Origin of the sequence: Floccifex sp. (assembly GCF_051873495.1) — a bacterium.
Taxonomy (GTDB): domain Bacteria; phylum Bacillota_I; class Bacilli_A; order Erysipelotrichales; family Erysipelotrichaceae; genus Floccifex.
In genome coordinates this window covers 1-22,681 of record NZ_JBJEEX010000138.1, presented here as the reverse complement: position 1 = coordinate 22,681, position 22,681 = coordinate 1, and the positions used below count along the sequence as shown (strand labels likewise).

Below are 22,681 nucleotides of genomic sequence, written 5' to 3'. Positions count from 1 at the left end.
CAGACCCCAGTTAATGACCCCGGTTTAGCAGACCCCGGTTAAATTTGATTATCCATCAATTTAAGGATGCTGTTGCATCCTTTTTTTATGTTTTAACATGAAATTAAAAGTGGCTAATTCAATGTGAAAGTTATGTTAAATGAATTTGAATCTCCTTCTTAGCACAATAAATCAAGTAAGTCCGTAAATTTATGTGTTTGCTTGTAAATTAAAAGGAATTATCCAATTAGTTCATGGATTTACTGAACACTCAAGTCGCTACTTACATATGATTGTTAATTTGATGGAAGCTGGTTATATCATTAGTTGCGATGATCATGTTGGCCATAGTAAAACAGCAATCGTTAATATTTCTTGGGGTGATTATGGAAAAGACGGATATTAGACTATGATGGAAGATGAGCATTCATTAATGACAATCACAAAAGAAAAGTATCCTAAAATTCCTTATTTCTTATTTGGCCATTCAATGGGGTTAAGGATCACACGTGATTTTATAGTAACATATGGAAATGAATGGATTTTCCATACGAATACGTCCAGTTCAATCATGCCAATGATCCATTTGATGCTTTTACCAAACCAAATACGAATAAATCAATGTATGATTTTACACAAGTGATTTTATATATTCAAGGTTAAGAATGGGCTAAAATAGTATCTATTGAATTATAAATTTATAATATTGCTTGAGTTCAAGATCCAGTTGGTAATTACGGACAAAGTGTATACGAAACAAGTAATTTACTAGCAAAGACAGGTCATCAAGTTAAAACCAAATTATACAGTGGTTATCGCTATGAAGTTCACAATTACAAAGAAATTAAAGACGAAGTCGTTGATGGAATCATACAATTTATGGAATCTGCATTACAAAACCAATAACAAAAAAGCCGCGTAGTTATTTTACACGGCTTTACTCTATCCTTTATTTTCAATATCTTTTAAAATAGATTCAATTTTATTTCCTTGTTGTAAACTTGTATCTTGAATAAAAATCAAATCAGGCATTTTACGAATTTTAATTCTTTTAGCTAATAAAGAACGTATATACCCTTTTGATTTTTGTAAGATACGCATTCCAGCATCGTTTCTTTCTTGTTTACCTAAAAATGTTACATACACTTTGGCAATACTTAAATCATTTGTACATTGAACATCTGTGACTGTAACAAAACCTAATTTAGGATCTTTAATTTCAAATTGAAGAATCTTTGAAATTTCACGATGTAAAATCATATCCATTCTTTCTTGTTTAACTGACATATTTATACTTCCTGATCTTCATACATTTCAATAATATCATCAACTTTAATATCATTGAAATTAGCAATAGTCATACCACATTCAAAACCATTATTTACTTCTTTAACATCGTTTTCAAATCGTCTCAATGAACCTAATTGTCCAGTGTAAATAACGATTCCATCACGAATTAAACGAACTTTACTGTCACGTTTAGCAACACCATAAGTAACCATACAACCAGCAATTGTACCAACTTTAGACACTTTATAAGTTTGACGAACTTCTGCTTGACCAATGACAACTTCTTCATAAACTGGAGCTAGTAAACCTTTCATAGCTGATTCTAATTCTTCTAGAGCTTTGTAAATAATGTTATGTAAACGAATTTCAACGCCTTCTTCTTCAGCTTTCTTACGAATAGCAGCATTTGGACGAATATTGAATCCATAAATGATAGCATGACTAGCCATAGCTAACATGATATCTGATTCTGTAATAGTTCCTACAGTAGAACGAATAACATTAACACGAACATTTCCTACTTCTAATTTTTCAATAGATGCTTTTAGAGCTTCTGCAGAACCTTGAACATCGGCTTTAATTAAGACATTAATTTCTTGCATTTCACCTTGATCAATTTTACGTGCTAAGTCTTCTAATGACATTGCGCTTGTTTGATTTCTTTCTTTTAAAATTTGTTTTTCTAAACGATGAGAAGCAATCTCTTGCGCTTTCTTATATGAATCATAAGCCATAAATACATCCCCAGCTCTTGGGACTTCATTTAATCCAATAATTTCAACTGGAGTACTTGGCTTAGCTGATTTAATTTCCATTCCGCGATCATTTAATATCTTACGTACACGTCCATAACTTGTACCAACTACAATGTTGTCTCCAAATTTAAGTGTTCCACGTTGAACTAATAAAGTTGCAACAGGGCCACGTCCTTTGTCAAGTTTTGCTTCAACTACTGTACCACTTGCTAATTGATCTGGATTAGCTTTTAATTCTTGCATTTCAGCAACTAAAAGAATTGTTTCTAATAAATCAGAAACTCCTTGTCCTGTTTTAGCTGAGATAGGAACAAAAATTGTTTCTCCACCCCATTCTTCAGGCATTACACCGTTTTCTGCCATTTCAGCATAAATACGATCTAAATTAGCTCCTGGTTTATCAATTTTATTAATTGCTACTACAATTGGAACACCGGCTGCTTTGGCATGGTCAATTGCTTCTTTTGTTTGTGGCATTACACCATCATCAGCAGCTACAACGATAATAACAATATCCGTAATTTGTGCTCCACGAGCTCGCATTGCTGTAAAAGCTTCATGTCCTGGCGTATCTAAGAAAGTTACTTTCTTTCCTTTTACACTAACTTGGTATGCCCCGATATGTTGTGTAATACCACCAAATTCACCACTAGTGACATTTGTTTTACGAATTGTATCCAATAAAGTTGTTTTACCATGGTCAACGTGTCCCATGATTGTAATAATAGGAGGACGAGAAACCATTTTTGTTTCATCTTCCTGCATAGTTTCAATTTGTTCTTCGATGTTATCTTCATCGATTACAACTTCTTTTTCTACTTCAATACCAAATTCCATACAAATTAATTCAATATCTTCATCTGTTAAAACAGTATTGATAGTAGACATATTCCCCATCATAAATAAGAATTTAATGATATCTGAGCTCTTCTTATGCATTAAATCGGCTAATTGACCAACTGTTAATGCCTCACTATATTTAATCTTTTTAACTTCCTCGTGTTTTACACTGTTAGGTGCATGATTATTTTTTTGAGGCTTTCCTTTATATTTCTTGTTTTTGTTGTTATTGTTACGATTTTGTTGTTGAGCCATCTAAACCACCTATCCTTTCATTTCATTCATAATTGATCTTGCAAAACCACTATCAGTTATTGAAAATGACTGAATGTTTTTTTGCGTTATCTCGTTAAAAATCAATTCATTAATTTCGACACATTCAACATGATAAAAGTTACATTTATCATTTAATTTCTTTTTTCGATTTTGACCACATTTGCTTGAATAAATTACAAGTTTTGCTTCATTGTCTTGAATTGAAGGTATAAGAGTACTCCCAAAACTCACTTTACCAGCCTTAAATGCCATTTGACAAATATTAACAAATCTATTCACTACATAGCTCCATTAATTGTTCATAAATACTAGCAGGAATTTCGCATTCCAATGCACGATCTAAGGCATGATTTTTCTGAGCAAGAATAACTGTTTGTTTATTTAATTTTAAATAAGCTCCATGTCCATTTCTTTTTCCCGTAGTATCAACGACTACTTCTTGTTCAGGCGTTCTTACAACACGAATCAATTCTTTCTTTGGATATCTTTCTTGTGTAACAACACATTTTCTCATTGGAATTTTTCTCATGTTATCTCCTAGTCATAATATTCGTCATATTCTTCGTAATCAATATCTTCATCCCATTTGTTTTCTTCATCGTCTTCAAATTCATCCAATTCAGCTAATTCTTCTTCAGAATAAATTGGTTGCATTGAATCAAAATTAGTTTTCTTAATGATTACAGGTTCTTCTTCAACTACTTCTTGTTTTTCTTTTACAGTTTGTACGACTTCATTTTTGTTTGAAGCATCTGCAAATTCTTCAAATTTAGATGTATATTCTTTCTTTTCACCTAAAGCATTATCTTTTCTTAATTCTTTAGCAATTTTTGCTGCTTCTTCAATTTCAGATAATTTTTTCTCTTGTTCAGCAGCAAATAAAGTATCTTCGTTATGATTTTCTTCTTCGATTACTTCATCTTCATCGTAAGTGAAATCAATATCATCCACTCCAAGAGTATCTAATTCAGAAGTTTTAAGTTCTTCAATTTTTTGTTGTTGCTTATAAGCACGTTCTTTTGCTTTCTTAGCTTCATATTCTTCTTGCATTTGTTTAGCAATTGACATGTAATCAACACCTAGTTCATTCATTTCAGATTCTGATTTAATATCAATTTTACGATTTGTTAATTTAACAGCTAAACGAGCATTTTTTCCGCGTTTTCCAATTGCCAATGATAATTGACTATCTGGTACTACAACAATTAAACCGTCTTTAACATTTTCATTTGGAATAACTGCAACTGTTTCACTTGGTGATAATGCATTTGAAATTAAATCAGTAATGTTATCTGACCATTCAAAGATATCAATTTTTTCACCATGTAATTCATTGATAATAGCTTGAACACGAGAACCTCTTGGTCCTATACAAGCTCCAATTGGATCAATGTTTTCATTGTGTGAATAAACAGCAATTTTACATCTTTCACCTGGATCACGAGCAATGGCTTTTATTTCAATTGTTCCGTTATAAATTTCCGGAACTTCTTTTTCAAACAAACGACGAACTAATACAGAAGTAGCACGTGAAACTAAAACTTGTGCACCCTTAGTTTCTTTATTTACTTCTTTAATAACAACTAAGATTTTTTGTCCTTCTTTATAGTCTTCATTTGGCATAGATTGAGAGCGCTTCATCATTGCTAATGTTTTACCAATATTGACAATAATAAATTTTTCTTCAACTGTTTCAATTGTTCCTAAAACCATTTCATCGATTTTATCGCAATATTCTTCATACACCAATTGTTTTTCAGCTTCACGAATTTTTTGCTTTATTACATTTTTTGCTAGAACAACCGCAGCACGATCAAAATCTTTGAAATCAACTTTTTCTGGAATCATATCATCTAATTGTGCATCTGGTTTTACTTTTCGTGCATCTTCAAGTGAAATCTCTAATTCATCATCAAAAACTTCTTCAACAACAATTCTTTCATGATAAATTTCAATTTCACCATTTACAATTTCAACACGAACATATGCATCTTGAATATTAATTTGTTTGCGATATGCTTTTTGCATCGCTTCTTTAAGAGCATCTTCTACAACTTCTTTTGGCAATTTGCGTCCTGTTTCAACTCCAATTAACGCATTTGCTAAACTCATTTCTTGTTTCATTTTTTTCTCCTTATAATTTGACAGCTGTCATAATCAATGCAATATTTGATTTTTCAATCGTAATTTTTTTAGTTCTTGTTTTATCTTTATAACTTACAGTAATGTCTTCATCGTTTGCGTCAACTAAATCACCAGTAACACAATCTAAACCTTGTTTAGGATCTTTAAATTTAACATGAACATATGAACCAACTGCGTTTTGAATTTGCTCATCAGTTTTTAGTTCACGTTCAGCACCCGGTGAGCATACTTCTAACATATATTCTTTTTGGAACCAATCTTTTTCATCTAACATAGTTGAAATCGCATCTGAACATTTAGCACATGTATCTAGGTCGATTACACCTTGTTTTTTTTCAATAGAAATTCTTAGTAATGGTGGATTTTGGTTTGTTAGCCATTCTAATTCATACAAACTACACTCATTTTCATCTAATACTTCTTCAATCCATTTATTTAGATGATCCATAAAAATTCTCCTTTTCCAAAACGAAGGAGTGGTTTTACCCACTCCTTCATTTCCTATCACTGAAAATTTATCACAAAAACAGATAACTTTCAAGTACTTATTTATTTTCTTCAATTTCGATATTACGTAAAATTATAGTTTCAATTAAACTAGCAGCAAGTTCAGGATCATCATTGCAAACAATATATTTATATTGATTAACCAGTTTTAATTCCTTCTCAGCTTTTGACAAACGTTGTTGCACGATTTCTTCTGGTTCTGAGTTACGACCTCGTATACGTTTTTCAAGTTCTTCTAATGAAGGAGGAATAATAAAGATACTAATCGCATCAGGACATTTTTCCTGAACTTGTTTAGCTCCTTGTACTTCTATTTCAAGAAGAACATTTTTACCTTCATCACGTAAACGATTGACTTCACTAATAGGTGTTCCATAATAGTTACCCACAAACTCAGCATATTCTAATAATTCATGATTATCTATAGCTTTTAAGAACTCTTCACGAGATACGAAAAAATAATCTTTCCCGTTTACTTCTCCATTTCTAGGTTTTCGAGTTGTCATCGAAGTAGAGTAAACAAGATTTAGTTCTTCTTTTTTTTCAAAATATTTACGAACTGTACCTTTTCCAACTCCACTAGGTCCACTAATAATTACTAACAAACCACGTTTCATATCTTTCTCCTTTTCTTATTATTTTACAAGTATGTAACATAGGTGTCAAAGTATTTTTTTATGATATAATATGAACCGGAGGTTTTTTATGGCTTTAGATGGATTATTATTACATAATATACAAAATCATATAAATAAAATGATTCCATGTAAAATTGGAAAAATACAGAATATAAGTGAAGAAGAGATTCAATTTCATTTTCATGTCCCTTCTTATGGAAATCAAAAATGTATCGTTAACGTTCATTCAAATACAAATCGCATTTATTTAACAGATTCCATAACAAACACTCAAAAAACACCAAGCAACTTCGTGATGGTTTTAAGAAAAAATATTTCTCAAGGGACAATTGAATCTATTGAACAAATTGGTTTTGATCGCATTATTTGTTTTTCAATTGTTAATCGAAATGAATTTCAAGATTTGGTTCACTTTAAATTATATATTGAATTAATGGGAAAATATGCCAATATTATTTTAGTAAATGAAAATAATATCATTGTTGATGCACTAAAAAGAATTCCTGTATATGAAAATTCGAAAAGACTTATTCATCCAGGAGCTTTATATACACTGCCGGATGCGGGTAAAAAAATGAATCCTCTTCAAGTTCAAAAAATAGACTTAGACCAATCGTTAGTAAAACAAATTCATGGGTTTTCTCCTCTTTTATCGAATGAATTTATATATCGTATTAAATTTCTTAATGAATCTTACGATGATATTATACAAGAACTTATTCAATCAAATACTTTATATGTATACGAAAAAGACTTTCATTGTATTGAGTTAAAGCATCTTAAACAAAATGCGAAGACTTATAATTTAATGAGTGGATTATCTATTTTATATAGCGAAAATGAAACTCGTATTCGTTTAAAGGAACAATGTGGTGATGTTTTTAAATGTGTCCAAAAAGAAAAGAATAAAAATATCAAAAAGTTACCAAAACTAAAGAAAAGTCTAAGTGATTCTCATGATTACCAAAAATATCAAGTATATGGCGATTTATTATTTTGTTATATGAATCAAATAAAAAAAGAACCAATTGTTACGCTACCATCATTTGAAAACAATGAAGAAGTAAATATACCAATTGATATGCGTTACGATTTAAAAGATAACGCTAATAAATACTATCAAAAGTATCATAAATTAAAGAGAAGCTTATCAATATTACAAGAACAAATTGATGCTTGTGAAAATGAAATTCAATACTATACTCAATTAGAAGAACAATTAATGCATTGTTCTATCGAAGATGCTTTAGAAATACAAGAAGAATTGATTGTTAAAAAAGTGTTAAAACCTAAAAATAAGGTTAATTCTAAAAAGAAGAAAAAACCAAATATTCTTCATTTACACTTTAATGATTCTGATATTTTTGTAGGAAAAAACAATATTCAAAACAATTACATTACGCATACGCTAGCTAGAAAACAAGACTTATGGTTCCATGTCAAAGATTATCATGGAAGTCATGTACTATTAAAAAGTGAAACATACAATGAAGAAAACATCCGTTTATGTGCAAAATTAGCTGCATATTATTCCAAAGGAAAAGATTCAAGTAGTGTTCCTGTTGATTATTGCCTTGTTTCTCAATTAAAAAAGATTCCCGGTGCTCCTATGGGCCTTGTTTCAATGAAATCATATAAGACAATTTATATTGATCCAAGTTCAAAAGAAATAGAAGATATAATAAAAGCCTATCAAGTACGATAGGCTATTTTACTAATGTGATTTGATCGCGATTTGCGTATAAGAAACGAGCTCCGTTTTTATCAACCACAATTGTTTCTTCTAAATAATAATATATATCCTCTACTTTTACATTTAATTCAAGAGCATAACAAGTATTGTTTGATACTTCGACATCCCCTTTAACAGGAATTTCTTCTTGTTGAGAATATAAACCAATAGTTGGTCCAGGACCATGTCCATACATATTACAAGGATGAGAATAAAGTGTCGCTTGAATTCCTTCTTCTTTAGCTTGAGAAATTGATTTTGTAAATACTTGATTTCCGGTTTGTCCCTCAACCATATTGTTCATGACAATATCCTGGAAACGATTTCCTATTTTCATTCCTTCTAAATATTTTTGTGGAACACTATCTTCATAATCTTTACAAATATAGGCCAGACGTTGTGTATCCGTACACATATTCATATAACGAATTCCAAAATCACAATGAATTAAATCCCCTTTTTCAATAACACAATGATCCATTCTTGGTGAAGTACCATTTTCTCTTTGTAAATCCATAGTTGGTTCAAACCAATATTCAAGACCCAATTCATGTGTTTTTTCTTTCATAAACCAAACTAAATCATCACATGTAGTGATTCCTGGCTCAATAATTTTAGATGAATACATTTCTTCCATAATTGAATCCGCAACACTCATGACTTCAGGCATAAGTGCTAATTCGGTTGGAGTACGAATTTCCATCAATTTAACAGCTAACATATCATCACAAATCATTCGGTCTAACCATTTATCAGGTAAATTTTCCAAAAATAAAGTATAAATTCCCATTGAAAGTCCATCACTAAAAGAAAAGTTTAAGGATGAATTAATCGCAATTTTTTTTGGATCATATTTTTTAAATAAACGAACAAGTGCTTCCATTTGTGTTTCTTTTCCAAATTTATAAAATGGTTCATAGTATTTTTCTAGACTTTCGTCTGGCATACTTAACGAAAAACGATGAATATAATCATCTTCTTTTACGAATGCAAACATGGTAATACGACGTGCAGTAGGATAATCAGGTGGTGTAATGGCTCTAAACAAAGGGTCTTCATTATATTCTTTTGATGCCACAATCCACATATCTGCTTCTGAATCAAACATAACTTCAGGTAAGATTAAATCCAGTCTTTCTTTAAGACATTTTTCTTGAAGTGTGTATTGTTCTTTTAGCGAGCGAATTTTCATTTTTTTACCTCCAAAATAAAAGCTACTTTAATGGTAACACCAAAGTAGCTTAATTCCTATTCATTTTTATATTACTTATTCAAAATAAGCACGAGTTAAATCATAGTGTCCTTCTGGTGAAGAAACTAGACCTTTTAAGTTAGTATTTAGTAAATATGGATCAGAGTATCCAATTAATGGTGCGATATAAGCTTGGTCTTCAACTAAGTATCTTTCAGCATCACCTAACATTTCTAAACGTTTAGTAGGATCAGATTCAGCATTAGCTGCATCAAGCATGCTTTCATATGTAGCATCATCAGTTAAGTTACCAGCAGTATCTTTACCATATAACATTTCAAGATATGTCATTGGATCAAAGTAGTCAGCAGACATAGCATGACGGAATGTTTCACCGTCTCCTTTGTCACGAGCATCGAAGAATGTTGATTTTTCAGTAGAAGTACATTTCAAATCAATGTAGATTTCTTTTAAGTTAGCTTGTAATACTTGAGCGATATTTTTGTGCATTGCTGTATCGTTGTATTTGTATTCAAGAGTTAACATGTTATCTGCACTGTAACCTTTGTCTTCCATGATTTTCTTAGCAGCTTCTAAATCGTATTTAGTTTCATCACCAGTTTCTTCACGGAAGTCACCATGTGCACCTGGAATACCACTTGGTACATATCCATATAATGGATAAGCAGCGTCACCATAACCAGAAGCAGCAGCTACTTCTTCACGATTAATTGCCCAAGAAATTGCATGACGGATATCAACATCTTTTAATGCTTTTAATCCTTCAGTTGATTGATCGTTTTCATCACCACAGTTGAATAAGATGTAGTAGTTACATACGAATGGGTCAATTGTATAAATGCTTTCTTTTAATTCATCATCAGCATAAACTGTTTCAGGGTTAACTGAAGTAGCAAGATCTAATTGACCTGATTTGAATGCAGAAACTTCTGAGTCTTGGTCAGTCATAACTGTATATTCAATACCATCTAATTTAACTTCATCAGCTAAATAGTAGTTTTCATTTTTAGTTAATGAAACACCAGCAGCATAGTCAACTTTTGTAGGAACGAATGCTCCGACTACAGGATAATCAGTTCCTTTTGCCCATGAATCATCTAATGGATCTTCCCCAACGATATCTTCACGTAATGGATAGAATGCATTACTTACTAATACAGAAGTAAAGAAAGGAACACGGTCTTTTAATGTAATTTGAATTGTGTGATCATCTAATGCAACAGCACCGAAATCAGTCATGTTATCAAATGCATTTGGATCTCCAGAACCGTCAATAGCACCTGAAATATATTTTGTGATGAACATTGAATAGTAAGCATTAGCAGTACCTAATGCAGCACCACGTTTCCATGAATAAATGAAATCATCGGCTGTTAATGGTTCACCATCAGACCATTTTGCATCTTCAGTGAATTTAATTGTATAAGTTAAGCCATCATCACTGATTTCTGGCATATCTGTGGCTAATACAGGTATTGTATTTCCATCAGAATCTAATTTATACAAACCATCATACATATTATTGATGATATTTGCATCGATAGATGCATCAACTTTTGCAGGGTCAAGTGTGTTAATATCTCCACCAACGGCTACACGGACAGTATTAGAATTAGAATCACTACCACCACATCCAGCTAACATTGTTGCAGCCATAGCGATACTAACTGCACCAGTTAATACTTTTTTCATTTTCTTCTTTTCTCCTTTTATTTATCGTCATATAAATGGCATGCCACTTTACGATCTCCAACTTGTTTCATTTGAGGCTTTTCAAGTGCACACTTTTCCATTGCTTTAGGACAACGTGTTCTGAACACGCATCCTGAAGGAGGATTAATTGGACTAGGAAGTTCACCTTCTAGCACAATTCTCTTTCTTTGTCGCGCAGTTTTCGGATCTGGAATAGGAACAGATGACAATAGCGCTTCAGTATAAGGATGCATAGGATGACGATAAAGACTTTCTGCATCCCCTACTTCGACTAAATTTCCCAAGTACATTACTCCAATGCGATCTGAAATATGTTTAACCATACTTAAATCGTGAGCAATGAAAAGATAAGAAATACCCATCTCTTTTTGAAGATGTTCAAGTAAGTTAATAACTTGTGCTTGAATCGAAACATCAAGTGCAGAGATTGGTTCGTCGCAAACAATAAATTTAGGATTCAAAGCCAAGGTACGAGCAATCCCGATACGTTGTCTTTGTCCTCCAGAGAATTCATGTGGGTATCTACGAATATGGTCAGGTTTTAATCCAACAATTTCAAGTAATTCACGCACACGTTGTTCTCTTTCTTCTTTGGTACCAATGTTGTGAATATCCATTGGTTCTCGTATAATTTCACCAACTGTCATACGAGGGTCTAATGAAGCATATGGATCTTGGAAAATCATTTGAACATCTCGTTTGTATTGTTTCAAATCTTCTCCTTTAATTGTATCAATATCAACGCCATTATAATAAATATGACCATCGGTAATTTTATTAATCTTTACAATGGCACGTCCAGTTGTAGATTTACCACAACCAGATTCACCTACTAAACCAAAAGTCTCATTTTCATAGACCGTTAAATTTAATCCATCAACTGCCTTAACAAGAGGGGCTTTTTTAATAAATCCTCCTCCACCAAAATAGACTTTTAAATCTTTAATTTCTAAAATTGGTTTTGGCACTGCTATTCCCCCTTTCCTTTTGCCATAGGATGTGACAACCAACATGCACATTGATGACTATCAGAATATTCAGTAAATTCTGGCATCTTCATTTTACAAATTTTCATTGCTTTTTCACATCGATCCGCAAATGGACAGTTTTCTTTAATATTTAATAAATCAGGTGGAGAACCTGGAATTGGATGTAATTCTTTTTTTACATCATCTTCAGGGTTTGAAATACATGATAATAATCCAATTGTATATGGATGTTTTGGATTATAGAAAATTTCATCAGTTGTTCCAGTTTCAACAACTTTACCACCATACATAATATTAATTCGATCACAAATACTAGCAACTACACCTAAGTCGTGTGTAATCATAATAATACCTGAGTCTAATTCATCTTTTAAGTTTGAAATCAAATCTAAAACTTGCGCTTGAATTGTTACGTCAAGGGCTGTAGTTGGTTCATCGGCAATAATAATTTTAGGATTACATGCCAATGCGATTGCAATAATAATACGTTGTCTCATTCCACCAGAAAATTCAAATGGATATTGATTTAAACGTGTTTCTGGGGAAGGAATTCCTACCTTACGCATTAATTCAATAGCACGTTCAGTTGCTTCTTGTTTCGAAATTTTATTATGATTTAAAATTGGCTCAATTAATTGTGTACCAATTTTTAATACAGGATTTAAGAATGTCATTGGATCTTGGAAAATCATTGCCATGTCATTTCCACGAATATCTGACATAATTTTTTCATATTCTTTTTCACTGTAATTTTTTGGAGAAATGTCTTTACCATCAATAGTAATTTCTCCTTCGCTTACATATCCATTACCACTTAATAATCCCATAATAGAGAACATCGTCTGCGATTTACCAGAACCAGATTCTCCAACAATACCTAATACTTCACCTTTTTCCACTTTGAAAGAAACATCACGAACGGCTTTAACTATTCCGTTATCAGTTTTGAATTCTGTGGATAAGTGGTTTACTTCTAACATAGCCATAGTATCAAAACCTCCTATTTCTTCTTCGGATCAAGGGCATCACCTAATCCGTCACCAATAAAGTTTAAAGCAAGCATTGTTAAACAGATTGCTAATATTGGCCACATACATTCTAAAGGACGAGTCGCAACTAATCCTTTGGCATCATTTGCCAATGTACCCCAAGATGCTTGAGGAACACTTAACCCAATTCCTAAATAACCTAAAGTTGCTTCTGAGAAAATTGCAGAAGGAACTAACATCGTAAATTGAACAATAATAGGTCCCATTGAGTTGATAATCAAGTGTTTAAACAAAATACGTTTTGAACTAGCTCCCAAAACAAAGGCAGCTAAAGAGAATTCTTGTTCTTTTAATGTCATAACTTGTGTACGAACTTGTCGAGACATTCCCATCCAGCTTGAAATAGAAATACCCAATAAAATTGAGAACATACTTGGCTCAAAAACAACAACGATCAAGATAACGTATAAAGTATCAGGAATTGAATACATACAGTCAACAATACGCATCATAACCATGTCAACTTTTCCGCCAACATATCCAGCAATTCCTCCGTATACAACTCCAACAACTAGAGCAATAGTGGCAGCAATAACACCAACACTTAATGAAATACGACCTCCACACATTACACGAACTAAAATATCTCGTCCAAATCTGTCTGTACCCATTGGGTGAGCCAAAGTTGGATTTTGACTTGCAATTGCCATATTTTGTCCATCATATGTATATGGTGAAACCATTGGAATAACTACACAACAAATAACCATCACAGCTAAGAAGCATAGTCCAATAAGTGCTAATTTATTCTTTTTGAAACGTGCCCATGCATCCTGAAAATATGTTTTACTTTCATAAGCAATTTTTTCCGCGTTTTTTTCAGATTCTTCAAGCGGTTCAAACAATTCAGGAGTTAATTCAAAATCTTTAATTTCTTCCATTTTGTACCCTCCTTACTTTAATTTGATACGTGGATCAACCATCGCCGAAATAATATCTGTCAAAATATTAAATGTAATAATGATGATTCCAAGGAAAATAGTAACACCCATAATAACCGGATAATCACGGTCAGTTACACATGTAATAAATGTTTTACCAATTCCTGGAATAGAGAATGCATTTTCAATAACAAATGAACCAGTTAATAAGAAAGCAAACATAGGTCCGCAATATGTAATAACAGGTAACATCGCATTTTTTAATGCATGTTTAATAATAACTTTTTTATATGGTGTTCCTTTTGAGCGAGCCAAGATAATGTAATCTTGTTTCATAACTTCAAGTAAACTACTTCTTGTTAAACGAGCAATCATTGCGATTGGATATAAAGACAATGATATAGCTGGTAAAACATAGTTAGCTGGACTAATTAATCCAACGAAAGGCAATAATTTTAACTCAACACCAAATACAATAATTAAAATCATCGCAATCAAAAACGAAGGAACACTGACTCCAATTGTTGCAATCACCATACAAAGATTGTTTACCCATTTTTTCTTTGATAGCGCAGCAGCCGCGCCAAGTGAAATTCCTCCGAAAATGGCAAGTATAAATGCCACAACACCCAAACGAGCTGTCACTGGGAAACCATGTTCAATGTAATACCAAACTGTATTCCCTTGGTGAACCATACTTTCACCTAAGTCCCCATGTGCTAGATCTTCCATATATAAAACATATTGTTCCATAATTGGTTTATCCAAATTGTATTTTGCTTTAGCAGCTGCTAAAGCTTCTGGATTTTTATATTTTTCAGCACTGAACGGTGAACCCGGTGTGACTTTCATTAAGAAGAATGTTGCTGTAGCTAAAATAAATAAGGTTACAAACCCAATAAGCACACGCTTCACAATGTATTTAAACAAAATATTCACTTCCTCTCAGCAATATATGTAACATTATACATAAAGATTGAAAACTTTTCAATAAATTGTAAATTTTTTTCTAGTGACATTTTTTATGATAAAAATTTCAAAAAAAAGCACAGCAAACGCTGTGCAAATTTCATTTAACCTTTAATGTTTACAGTTGACCCATCTGGACCTGGTGTATTAGCCAAGTATTCAATAATTTCTTGTTTCTTGTCAGCTTTACATGGTTTACATAAAAAAGTATTTACTTCTTTATTTACCATAGCTTCAGCAAAAGCAGAACAACCAGCATATCCACATCCACCACAATTATAATTTGGCAACATAGTAGATACTTTTTCTGTTCTAGGATCTGCTTCAACTTTCAAAAACTTATCAGCAACACCTAATCCAATTCCAAGAATAGCACCTAGAATCAACATAACAAGAATTGCATAAATCATTGTAATTCTTCCTTCTTTCTATAATGAGCGGGATTATTTGTACATGAATAATCATGGCATCCTTCACAATCCGCTTTTAAATCTTCACATCCTTCTGGCAAAGGAGTTCTTTTGTTTAACAAATATAAACCTATATAAATTGAGACCATCACTAATAGAAATATGATTGCCAAAAGTATTTTCATTAAACAATTCCTGCCAATCCACTAAATGCCATTGCCATAATAGCAGCAACAATTAGAGCAATTGGATTTCCTTTAAATGGTCTAGGAACATTGCTAGTATCTAATCTTTCACGAATACTTGAGAAAATATACAATACCAAAGCAAATCCTAAAGGAGTACCGATTGAATATACAAGCATTTCAGCAATTCCATATCCATTCGAAATATTTGCTAAACAGCAATTTAAAACAACACAGTTTGTAGTGATCAAAGGAAGATAAACACCCAATGATTTATATAGTGATGGACTTGTCTTTTTAATAAACATTTCACATAATTGAACCAATGAAGCAATAACTAAAATAAAGACAATTAATTTCATGTATTCAATATGTAAAGGAACTAAAACCAAGTAATAAAGTGCATAAGTAACAATAGATGCAACAAAAATAACAAATACAACTGCAATTCCCATTCCAAGAGCAGAACTACGTTTTTTAGAAACACCCATGAAAGGACACATTCCTAAAAATTGATTTAAAATCGCATTATTAATTAATACACTTGTAACTAATAAAGTACATAATTCTTTAATCATGCAACATTTGCTCCTTTCTTAGCTTCCATAGCCGCTTGTTTTTTGGCTTCCATTTCTTTTTTCTTTGCTTCTTTTTCTTCTAGCGCAATACGATCTGCTTCTTTATTTTTCATATGAGCAACAATTGCTGCAAGAACAGAGAAAGTAACAAATGCACCTACAGAAGATGAGAATAAACTGATTGTATATTGTTCAGGAATAATTGAGAAACTCAACAATACTTGTGCAGTATTAAATGGATTTGTAATTGTACATCCACCAGTTGCTAAAAGCTCACGAATAAACGACATCACAACAACTGCTAAAGTATATCCTAATCCCATTCCCAATCCATCAATTGCTGAATCCAATACACCATTCTTACTTGCAAATGCTTCAGCACGACCAAGAATAATACAGTTTACAACGATTAATGGAATAAATACCCCTAAACTTTCATTCAATGCAGGAGCGAATGCTTCAATCAACATTTGAATAATCGTAACTAATGATGCAATAATTACAATATAAACAGGGATACGAATTTCATCTGGTGTAATTTTACGAATACATGAAATAATCACGTTACTCATAATTAAAACCATGATAACAGCAGCACCCATACCAATGGCATTGTTTACTGTTGTAGTAATAGCTAAAGTAGAACAAATTCCTAAATAAAGTGAAAATACAGGATTGTCCTTTATTAAACCTGCTTTAAAATTTTGCCAGCGATTCATATCATTCACCTTATTTCAAACCTTTCATTACTTCACAAGCTTCATTAATACCCTTTACAACAGGGGTACTTGAAACGGTTGCTCCACTGATAGTATCAAGTTGTTCCGATGCAACTTTTCCTTCTAGAGAAGTTTTAAATGGTTCATCCATTACTTTTGATCCAATACCTTTAGTATCTCCATTTGATAATGGTTGATATTTATCAATTACTTCAGTATTCGAATCAATTGAAACCAAGAATGTTGTTCCTTCTTTATAACCTGAAACAACTAAATTAAAAATATAAAAATCATTGTATTTATAAACTTTTGTAATTGTATCTGTACTTACTCCATCAACAATTTCAAAATCATCCGCTGTGGCTTCAGGATACATTACAAGTAAAGATTCTTTTTCAACTGCTAATTTATTTTCTTCGATAATAGGAGAAGTGATTCCATTAACATATGATAAAGCACCTCCTGCAATAGCAGAAACAACAGCTAGAAAAACACCTAAATGAATAGCTTTCTTCATATTGTTTCCTCCTGTTCTACAATAGTAGTTGTATTGCTTGCAACAGAAACAGGTTTAACAGATGCAGAAGCAAAAACTGAAACTGCTAATCCTAAAATTGCAAAACAAATAAATCCCTTAATTGCTTTTTTCTTCACTTCTAATTGTTTACCATCTAATGCAGATTCAATCATTGGTGTGAACATATTCATCAATAAAATAGAATATAAGCATCCTTCAGGTAAATTAGCCGTTACACGAATTAAAACAGTTAAAATTGCTGCTCCCATCGCAAATAAAGTACGACCTGATGCACTTGTTGGTGATGTTACTGGATCAGTTAACATAAATACTGCACCAAAAGCAACTCCTCCAGTTAATAGATGTAATAATGGATACCAAATAAAACTTGGAATTCCGTGGTAAGATTCAAATCCTGATAAAACTGCTATTACAGCTGTCATCACAAAGATTGTTCCTAAATACATAACTGGAACGCGCCAATCAATTACATTTCGTAAACATAATACAATTCCAACAACTAAAATAAGAAGAGTAAATGTTTCTCCAATGGCTCCTGGATAAGTTCCGATTGCTAATCCACCAAATCCACCAAATTGACCAAGAAAAGCATCTAAAGCACTAGCTGTACTTGGCATCCAATTATATGTACTTGCAATTGTTGCTGTTGGCGTTGCTCCAGTAAATAAATTTGTTGTAGCCCCAGAAAAAGCTGCAAAAATAGTAGCACGTCCAACTGCAGCAGGGTTAAAGATATTTTGACCAAACCCGCCAAATAACAATTTACCAAAAATAATAGCAAATGCTGTTGAAACAATAATTGCATATACTTGTGTATTAATTGGAACCATCATAACTAAAATTAAAGATGTAATCCAACCAAAAGAATTTTTTAAACTTTTTAAAATATTTTGTTTCATTATTTTAGCAAACACAGCTTCACAAACAAGTGTTGTAACTAATGAGCTTACTAATAAAATGACACATTGCATTGCATAACGTCCAGACCAAGAAGTAGCATAATAAACAACAGATGCCACAAAAACAACTAATAATCCAATTGTTAAATCACGCATAATTTTTTGTGTTGTTTGTTTTGCTTTAAGGTTTGGACTAACATGAAAATTAAACTTCATCTACTAAACCTCCTACTTCTTTTTCATCATTAAAACACGTTTTGCTTTACGAACATTTTCTGTTACATCAATGTGACTTGGACAATTATATGTACATAATCCACATTCGATACAACTCAAAGCTCCACGTTTTTCCATTTCATTTACATCATTAACCTTTACTGCTTGAGCAATACGAACAGGTTGTAATCCAGCTGGACAATTATCAGAACATTTACCACAACGTAAACAAGCAATAGCATCGTCTTCAACATGAGGTAATACCGTAATTGCATTTGTTGCTCGATCAATAACCCACATGTCATTGACAAGTGTTTTTCCCATCATAGGTCCACCAGCAATTAAGCGAACACTTTCAGTAGTATATCCATCACATGCTTCGATAATTTCATTAACGGCCATTCCAACAGGGACTTCAACATTTTGAGGGGTCTTTACCCCTTCTCCTGAAACAGTAACAACTTTTTTAATAATTGGTTGTCCTTTAACAAAGGCATCTGCCACTGCTATAGCTGTTGATGCATTCGATACAATTGCACCTGCTTCTGACGGTAAACGATCATATTCTTTATGAAGAACTTCACGCACTAAAACACGTTCCCATCCCATTGGATAAACATCAGAAACCACTTTAACTTGGATTTCTTGATTATTTTTCAATTCATCTTGCACTTTACTAATTAAATCTGGATGGCTTTTCTTGATACAAATATAAACTTTATTTGTATTTGCCATTTTTTTCAAAATTGAAGCTCCAGTGATTAAGTCATCTACATGTGACATAATTTCTTTATAATCTGCTGTAACATATGGCTCACATTCTACAGCATTAATAATCACTGCTTCAATTCCTTCTGGTTTTTCATATTTAACATATGCTGGGAATCCAGCCCCTCCTAATCCGACGATTCCTGCGTTTTTGACAAATTCAACACATTCCTCACGGCTAGCTTTTTCATAATCCATTGGCGCAAACGCTTGTACTTGTTCTTGCTTTCCATCACATTCAATAACCATATGTAGTTGAGGTTTTAAAGAACTATGCATACGTTTAGCCGTTCCTTTATAAATGCCTGATACACTTGAATAAATTGGAATATAGAAACCAGTTTTTGTTTCTGCCAATTTTGTTCCAACTTTAACACTATCACCTTCATTTACCAAAATGTCAAAATCAGTATTATTTCCTGCTATTAAAGGAAGATAAACTTCTTTTTTTGGCATTAAAGAGACTACATCTTTTTGTTCAGTAAGCTCTTTTTTTCCAGGAATATGGTGTTTCATCGGTCCTAAAAATAATGACATACATTTTTCCCTCCAATATTTACATTTTAGTATTATTCAGTGGTTCATGCAAGTGATTAAGTACAATAAAATAATAAACAAATGTACATATTGATTTCCTACTTAATTGACATGATATTTAAATTTTCTTATAATTTACCCATGAAAAAATCAATCAAATATTGGCTGGTTTTATCAATTTGTTTTTTAGTGCTTATATGTTCTCTGGTATTTTATATAAATAACGACAAACCAAAAGTTACTTCCCAGAGTATTACCTTGACCGATGCTGGTTTTGATACAGCAATTACATTAAGTTGCACAAGTTCAGATTCTGATTTTGATAAATACGTTGATATTGTTAAGAGTGAATATACTTATTACAACTCTTTGTTCGATCAATACAACGCTTATGACATTAACAATGTCTATACCATCAATAATGAAGGATATGAACATCCCGTTAAAGTCGATAAAGAATTAATTGAATGCATTGAAATTGCTCAAGAAGTATATCAATTAAGTCCTGAATTCGATATTACAAGCGGTGATTTATTATCAATATGGCATGAATATCGTATGGAAGGAATGGAATTAAACGATCAAGGAAAAGATGGAAGTATTCCAAGTGAAACAGAATTACAAGAAGCATTAAAGCATAAAGGATTTGATAAAATCAAAGTAACAAAAGATAGCGTTCAGCTTCTAGATCCAGATGTATCTTTAGATTTAGGAGGAATTGCTAAAGGTTTTGCGACTCAAAAAGTAAAAGAAAAACTAAATGAACAAGGATTAACAAATGGCTTCATAAACGCCGGTGGAAATGTTGTCTTATTGGGTGAAAAAGAAGATGGATGGCGTATTGGAATCCAAAAACCTGATACAAACGAAAGTCTTTTAACTTATTACACCGAAAAACCAATAAGCATTGTAACAAGTGGAGATTATCAACGTTATTATCAAGCAAACAATCAACGTTATTCTCATATTATTGATCCAAGTACAGGATACCCAGCTACACGTTATCACTCTGTATCCGTAATTATGGATGATTCACGATATGCAGATGCACTAAGTACATTATTCTTTTGCATTGAAAAAGATGAAGCTATTGATATTATCAATGAACTCAACATGGACATTGATGTAATATGGATAGAAGATAAATCCGATAAAGAATGTGATTATCAAACTGACGAATATAACATATCTTGTACAGATCCAGATTCTATAACAATTAAGGACTAATAAAAGTCCTTTTTTTTGACATGCATAGCGTCAATTAGAAAGGTAAAATATGCATATGAATACATATTTAGCAATCGATTTGAAATCATTTTACGCATCTGTTGAATGCATTGAAAGAGGATTAAATCCCTTAACGACTAATTTAGTAGTTGCCGATAGTTCTCGTTCGCAAAAAACAATTTGCCTAGCCGTATCTCCTTCTTTAAAAAAATTAGGATTACCTGGTCGTTGTCGTCTTTTTGAAGTTGAACAAAAAATAGCTGAAATAAAAAAGAAAACAGGACAAACAATTGAATATATCATCGCTACTCCACGCATGGCACTTTATATTGAATATTCTTCTCGCATTTACCAGATATATACTAAATATATAAGTAAAGACGACATTCATGTTTACAGCATAGATGAGGTTTTTATTGATATATCTTCTTATCTTTCTTTATATAAGATGGACGCAGAACAACTTTGTCGAAAATTAGTCAAAGAAGTTTTATTTGAAACTGGTATTACGGCAACAGCAGGAATAGGAACGAATCTATATTTAGCTAAAATTGCGATGGATATTGTCGCAAAACACACAACTCCTGATCAATATGGAGCGCGTATTGCCTATCTTGACGAAATATTATTTCGAAAAAAACTATGGAATCATAGGCCATTAACTGATTTTTGGCGTATTGGAAAAGGTATCGCAAATCGTCTGGAAAATCATGGCTTATTCACAATGCGAGACATCGCTAAAGAGTCAATCAGCAACGAAGCCTGGTTTTATCAAGAATTCGGAGTTGATGCTGAAATTTTAATTGATCATGCCTGGGGATATGAGCCATGTACTATAAAAAATATCAAACAATATTCACCTTCCTGTAAAAGTATGACCTATGGACAAGTTTTATCGCGTGGATATTCCAAAAAAGAAGGTGAAATTATCGTACGGGAAATGATTAATCAAATGATTTTAGATTTAACAATTAAAAAAATACAAACAAATTCTATTTCTCTTTTTATAGGATATGAAGCACAACCATCATTTGCTGGTGAAACTGTAATCGATGCATATGGTAGAAGCCTTCCTAAAGGAATATCAAAATCAATTTCTTTATCTTCTTATACTTCTAATTTAGATAAAATCTTATCAAATGTTTTAGCTGTATATAATCGCTATGTAAATAATCAATTAAAACTTAGGCGCATTAACATTAGTGCTAACAATGTTAAACCAACACATGAAACTTTTGAACAACTTTCTTTATTTGATGATGTTGAAAAAATGGAAAACGATGACAAGCTACATAAAACTATTTTAGAAATTCATAAAAAATACGGTAAAAATGCTGTACTAAAAGGTACTGATTTACAAAGTGCAGCAACTACTATCGATCGTAACAAACAAATTGGAGGACATAAAGCATGAAAGAAGACCGTTTAATTTATACTGATTATCCTTTTTCCAGTCCTAAGATGGACTTAAATACTCGTGCAAAAATCTTCCTTCCTTTTAGCGCTCTAAAAGGTTTTGAACAAAAAATAGATGAAGCAAATCAATTCCATATAGACAAAATAGAAATTGATAATGATATGAAACAATATATTTATGAAACACTCTCTTTTATAGAATCTAACTCTAC

Annotated in this window: 26 protein-coding genes; 6 read left to right on the top strand and 20 right to left on the bottom strand. The window is 32.1% G+C overall.

The annotated features are described in order from the left end of the window. The first annotated feature begins 193 nt into the window (after positions 1–193). Positions 194–385: a serine aminopeptidase domain-containing protein gene (locus tag ACI313_RS09320; protein ID WP_439755852.1), complete on the top strand. Its 192-nt coding sequence runs from the start codon at positions 194–196 to the stop codon at positions 383–385. Positions 386–516: 131 nt separating this feature from the next. Beyond that, positions 517–642 carry a hypothetical protein gene (locus tag ACI313_RS09315; RefSeq protein ID WP_439755851.1) on the top strand — a complete coding sequence of 42 codons (126 nt, stop codon included), beginning with the start codon at positions 517–519 and terminating at the stop codon, positions 640–642. 279 nt (positions 643–921) lie between these two features. Here ACI313_RS09315 and rbfA read toward each other — a convergent pair whose 3' ends face one another. The 7 genes from rbfA to gmk all read right to left on the bottom strand — a co-directional run bounded on the left by rbfA (position 922) and on the right by gmk (position 6,409). Further along, on the bottom strand, positions 922–1,266 hold the full coding sequence (rbfA, locus tag ACI313_RS09310; RefSeq protein ID WP_320608052.1) for a 30S ribosome-binding factor RbfA: 345 nt from the start codon (positions 1,264–1,266) through the stop codon (positions 922–924). Positions 1,267–1,268: 2 nt separating this feature from the next. Continuing rightward, positions 1,269–3,119 carry a translation initiation factor IF-2 gene (infB, locus tag ACI313_RS09305; protein WP_320608053.1) on the bottom strand — a complete coding sequence of 617 codons (1,851 nt, stop codon included), beginning with the start codon at positions 3,117–3,119 and terminating at the stop codon, positions 1,269–1,271. A 9-nt stretch (positions 3,120–3,128) separates the two neighbouring features. Beyond that, positions 3,129–3,392, bottom strand: coding sequence for a L7Ae/L30e/S12e/Gadd45 family ribosomal protein (locus ACI313_RS09300; protein ID WP_439755850.1), 264 nt, complete (start codon positions 3,390–3,392; stop codon positions 3,129–3,131). Positions 3,393–3,411: 19 nt separating this feature from the next. Beyond that, positions 3,412–3,669, bottom strand: a complete 258-nt coding sequence (rnpM, locus tag ACI313_RS09295; protein ID WP_439755849.1) for an RNase P modulator RnpM — start codon at positions 3,667–3,669, stop codon at positions 3,412–3,414. A gap of 8 nt (positions 3,670–3,677) precedes the next feature. Then, positions 3,678–5,264 (bottom strand): transcription termination factor NusA, encoded by a 1,587-nt coding sequence (nusA, locus tag ACI313_RS09290; RefSeq protein WP_320608056.1) that lies wholly within the window; start codon positions 5,262–5,264, stop codon positions 3,678–3,680. A 10-nt stretch (positions 5,265–5,274) separates the two neighbouring features. Continuing rightward, the gene (gene rimP, locus ACI313_RS09285) at positions 5,275–5,733 is read right to left on the bottom strand and encodes a ribosome maturation factor RimP (RefSeq protein ID WP_320608057.1); all 459 of its coding nucleotides are present in this window, start codon (positions 5,731–5,733) and stop codon (positions 5,275–5,277) included. Between the two features lie 97 nt (positions 5,734–5,830). Then, entirely contained in the window at positions 5,831–6,409 is a 579-nt protein-coding gene (gene gmk / locus ACI313_RS09280; protein ID WP_439755848.1) for a guanylate kinase, read from the bottom strand. An 88-nt stretch (positions 6,410–6,497) separates the two neighbouring features. Between gmk and ACI313_RS09275 the strand changes: the two genes are divergently transcribed. Next, positions 6,498–8,135, top strand: a complete 1,638-nt coding sequence (locus ACI313_RS09275; protein ID WP_320608059.1) for an Rqc2 family fibronectin-binding protein — start codon at positions 6,498–6,500, stop codon at positions 8,133–8,135. 1 nt (position 8,136) lies between these two features. Here the strand turns inward: ACI313_RS09275 and ACI313_RS09270 are convergent, their stop codons facing one another. From ACI313_RS09270 to ACI313_RS09210, 13 genes are all read right to left on the bottom strand, one after another. Beyond that, on the bottom strand, positions 8,137–9,354 hold the full coding sequence (locus tag ACI313_RS09270) for a M24 family metallopeptidase (RefSeq protein ID WP_320608060.1): 1,218 nt from the start codon (positions 9,352–9,354) through the stop codon (positions 8,137–8,139). Positions 9,355–9,429: 75 nt separating this feature from the next. Continuing rightward, the gene (locus tag ACI313_RS09265; protein ID WP_320104409.1) at positions 9,430–11,067 is read right to left on the bottom strand and encodes a peptide ABC transporter substrate-binding protein; all 1,638 of its coding nucleotides are present in this window, start codon (positions 11,065–11,067) and stop codon (positions 9,430–9,432) included. A 17-nt stretch (positions 11,068–11,084) separates the two neighbouring features. Next, positions 11,085–12,056: an ABC transporter ATP-binding protein gene (locus ACI313_RS09260; RefSeq protein WP_320608061.1), complete on the bottom strand. Its 972-nt coding sequence runs from the start codon at positions 12,054–12,056 to the stop codon at positions 11,085–11,087. A 2-nt stretch (positions 12,057–12,058) separates the two neighbouring features. Then, positions 12,059–13,063, bottom strand: coding sequence for an ABC transporter ATP-binding protein (locus ACI313_RS09255; RefSeq protein WP_320608062.1), 1,005 nt, complete (start codon positions 13,061–13,063; stop codon positions 12,059–12,061). Between the two features lie 14 nt (positions 13,064–13,077). Beyond that, on the bottom strand, positions 13,078–14,007 hold the full coding sequence (locus ACI313_RS09250) for an ABC transporter permease (RefSeq protein ID WP_320608063.1): 930 nt from the start codon (positions 14,005–14,007) through the stop codon (positions 13,078–13,080). 12 nt (positions 14,008–14,019) lie between these two features. Beyond that, entirely contained in the window at positions 14,020–14,946 is a 927-nt protein-coding gene (locus ACI313_RS09245) for an ABC transporter permease (protein WP_439755847.1), read from the bottom strand. A 134-nt stretch (positions 14,947–15,080) separates the two neighbouring features. After that, the gene (locus ACI313_RS09240; protein WP_320608065.1) at positions 15,081–15,386 is read right to left on the bottom strand and encodes a (Fe-S)-binding protein; all 306 of its coding nucleotides are present in this window, start codon (positions 15,384–15,386) and stop codon (positions 15,081–15,083) included. Continuing rightward, positions 15,383–15,508, bottom strand: coding sequence for a hypothetical protein (locus ACI313_RS09235; protein WP_320608066.1), 126 nt, complete (start codon positions 15,506–15,508; stop codon positions 15,383–15,385). Before ACI313_RS09235 ends, ACI313_RS09240 begins: the two co-directional genes overlap by 4 nt. 62 nt (positions 15,509–15,570) lie before the next feature. Continuing rightward, complete coding sequence (locus ACI313_RS09230) at positions 15,571–16,149, bottom strand: electron transport complex protein RnfA (RefSeq protein WP_320608067.1); 579 nt, start codon at positions 16,147–16,149, stop codon at positions 15,571–15,573. After that, a complete protein-coding gene (locus ACI313_RS09225; RefSeq protein ID WP_320608068.1) occupies positions 16,146–16,868 on the bottom strand; it encodes an electron transport complex subunit E in 723 nt (240 codons plus the stop codon). Before ACI313_RS09225 ends, ACI313_RS09230 begins: the two co-directional genes overlap by 4 nt. Positions 16,869–16,878: 10 nt before the next feature. Beyond that, the gene (locus ACI313_RS09220) at positions 16,879–17,385 is read right to left on the bottom strand and encodes an FMN-binding protein (RefSeq protein ID WP_320608069.1); all 507 of its coding nucleotides are present in this window, start codon (positions 17,383–17,385) and stop codon (positions 16,879–16,881) included. Continuing rightward, complete coding sequence (locus ACI313_RS09215) at positions 17,382–18,521, bottom strand: RnfABCDGE type electron transport complex subunit D (RefSeq protein ID WP_320608070.1); 1,140 nt, start codon at positions 18,519–18,521, stop codon at positions 17,382–17,384. The genes ACI313_RS09220 and ACI313_RS09215 overlap by 4 nt, the downstream gene beginning before the upstream one ends. Positions 18,522–18,533: 12 nt before the next feature. Continuing rightward, positions 18,534–19,826 carry an RnfABCDGE type electron transport complex subunit C gene (locus ACI313_RS09210; protein ID WP_320608071.1) on the bottom strand — a complete coding sequence of 431 codons (1,293 nt, stop codon included), beginning with the start codon at positions 19,824–19,826 and terminating at the stop codon, positions 18,534–18,536. A gap of 141 nt (positions 19,827–19,967) precedes the next feature. Between ACI313_RS09210 and ACI313_RS09205 the strand changes: the two genes are divergently transcribed. The 3 genes from ACI313_RS09205 to ACI313_RS09195 form a co-directional block, all read left to right on the top strand. Beyond that, positions 19,968–21,053 carry an FAD:protein FMN transferase gene (locus ACI313_RS09205; RefSeq protein ID WP_320608072.1) on the top strand — a complete coding sequence of 362 codons (1,086 nt, stop codon included), beginning with the start codon at positions 19,968–19,970 and terminating at the stop codon, positions 21,051–21,053. 55 nt (positions 21,054–21,108) lie between these two features. Further along, a complete protein-coding gene (locus ACI313_RS09200; protein WP_439755846.1) occupies positions 21,109–22,467 on the top strand; it encodes a DinB/UmuC family translesion DNA polymerase in 1,359 nt (452 codons plus the stop codon). Next, a partial coding sequence (locus ACI313_RS09195) for a hypothetical protein (RefSeq protein WP_439755845.1) occupies positions 22,464–22,681 on the top strand: 218 nt, incomplete at its 3' end. The genes ACI313_RS09200 and ACI313_RS09195, both read left to right, overlap by 4 nt.

What these genes read in the sequence shown, in the direction of transcription:
- ACI313_RS09315 (WP_439755851.1), top strand. Translation starts at nt 517, where the DNA reads ATGGATTTTCCATACGAATACGTCCAGTTCAATCATGCCAATGATCCA.
- rbfA (WP_320608052.1), bottom strand. Translation starts at nt 1,266, where the DNA reads ATGTCAGTTAAACAAGAAAGAATGGATATGATTTTACATCGTGAAATT.
- infB (WP_320608053.1), bottom strand. Translation starts at nt 3,119, where the DNA reads ATGGCTCAACAACAAAATCGTAACAATAACAACAAAAACAAGAAATAT.
- ACI313_RS09300 (WP_439755850.1), bottom strand. Translation starts at nt 3,392, where the DNA reads ATGGCATTTAAGGCTGGTAAAGTGAGTTTTGGGAGTACTCTTATACCT.
- rnpM (WP_439755849.1), bottom strand. Translation starts at nt 3,669, where the DNA reads ATGAGAAAAATTCCAATGAGAAAATGTGTTGTTACACAAGAAAGATAT.
- nusA (WP_320608056.1), bottom strand. Translation starts at nt 5,264, where the DNA reads ATGAAACAAGAAATGAGTTTAGCAAATGCGTTAATTGGAGTTGAAACA.
- rimP (WP_320608057.1), bottom strand. Translation starts at nt 5,733, where the DNA reads ATGGATCATCTAAATAAATGGATTGAAGAAGTATTAGATGAAAATGAG.
- gmk (WP_439755848.1), bottom strand. Translation starts at nt 6,409, where the DNA reads ATGAAACGTGGTTTGTTAGTAATTATTAGTGGACCTAGTGGAGTTGGA.
- ACI313_RS09275 (WP_320608059.1), top strand. Translation starts at nt 6,498, where the DNA reads ATGGCTTTAGATGGATTATTATTACATAATATACAAAATCATATAAAT.
- ACI313_RS09270 (WP_320608060.1), bottom strand. Translation starts at nt 9,354, where the DNA reads ATGAAAATTCGCTCGCTAAAAGAACAATACACACTTCAAGAAAAATGT.
- ACI313_RS09265 (WP_320104409.1), bottom strand. Translation starts at nt 11,067, where the DNA reads ATGAAAAAAGTATTAACTGGTGCAGTTAGTATCGCTATGGCTGCAACA.
- ACI313_RS09255 (WP_320608062.1), bottom strand. Translation starts at nt 13,063, where the DNA reads ATGGCTATGTTAGAAGTAAACCACTTATCCACAGAATTCAAAACTGAT.
- ACI313_RS09250 (WP_320608063.1), bottom strand. Translation starts at nt 14,007, where the DNA reads ATGGAAGAAATTAAAGATTTTGAATTAACTCCTGAATTGTTTGAACCG.
- ACI313_RS09240 (WP_320608065.1), bottom strand. Translation starts at nt 15,386, where the DNA reads ATGATTTATGCAATTCTTGTTATGTTGATTCTAGGTGCTATTCTTGGA.
- ACI313_RS09230 (WP_320608067.1), bottom strand. Translation starts at nt 16,149, where the DNA reads ATGATTAAAGAATTATGTACTTTATTAGTTACAAGTGTATTAATTAAT.
- ACI313_RS09225 (WP_320608068.1), bottom strand. Translation starts at nt 16,868, where the DNA reads ATGAATCGCTGGCAAAATTTTAAAGCAGGTTTAATAAAGGACAATCCT.
- ACI313_RS09220 (WP_320608069.1), bottom strand. Translation starts at nt 17,385, where the DNA reads ATGAAGAAAGCTATTCATTTAGGTGTTTTTCTAGCTGTTGTTTCTGCT.
- ACI313_RS09215 (WP_320608070.1), bottom strand. Translation starts at nt 18,521, where the DNA reads ATGAAGTTTAATTTTCATGTTAGTCCAAACCTTAAAGCAAAACAAACA.
- ACI313_RS09210 (WP_320608071.1), bottom strand. Translation starts at nt 19,826, where the DNA reads ATGTCATTATTTTTAGGACCGATGAAACACCATATTCCTGGAAAAAAA.
- ACI313_RS09205 (WP_320608072.1), top strand. Translation starts at nt 19,968, where the DNA reads ATGAAAAAATCAATCAAATATTGGCTGGTTTTATCAATTTGTTTTTTA.
- ACI313_RS09200 (WP_439755846.1), top strand. Translation starts at nt 21,109, where the DNA reads ATGAATACATATTTAGCAATCGATTTGAAATCATTTTACGCATCTGTT.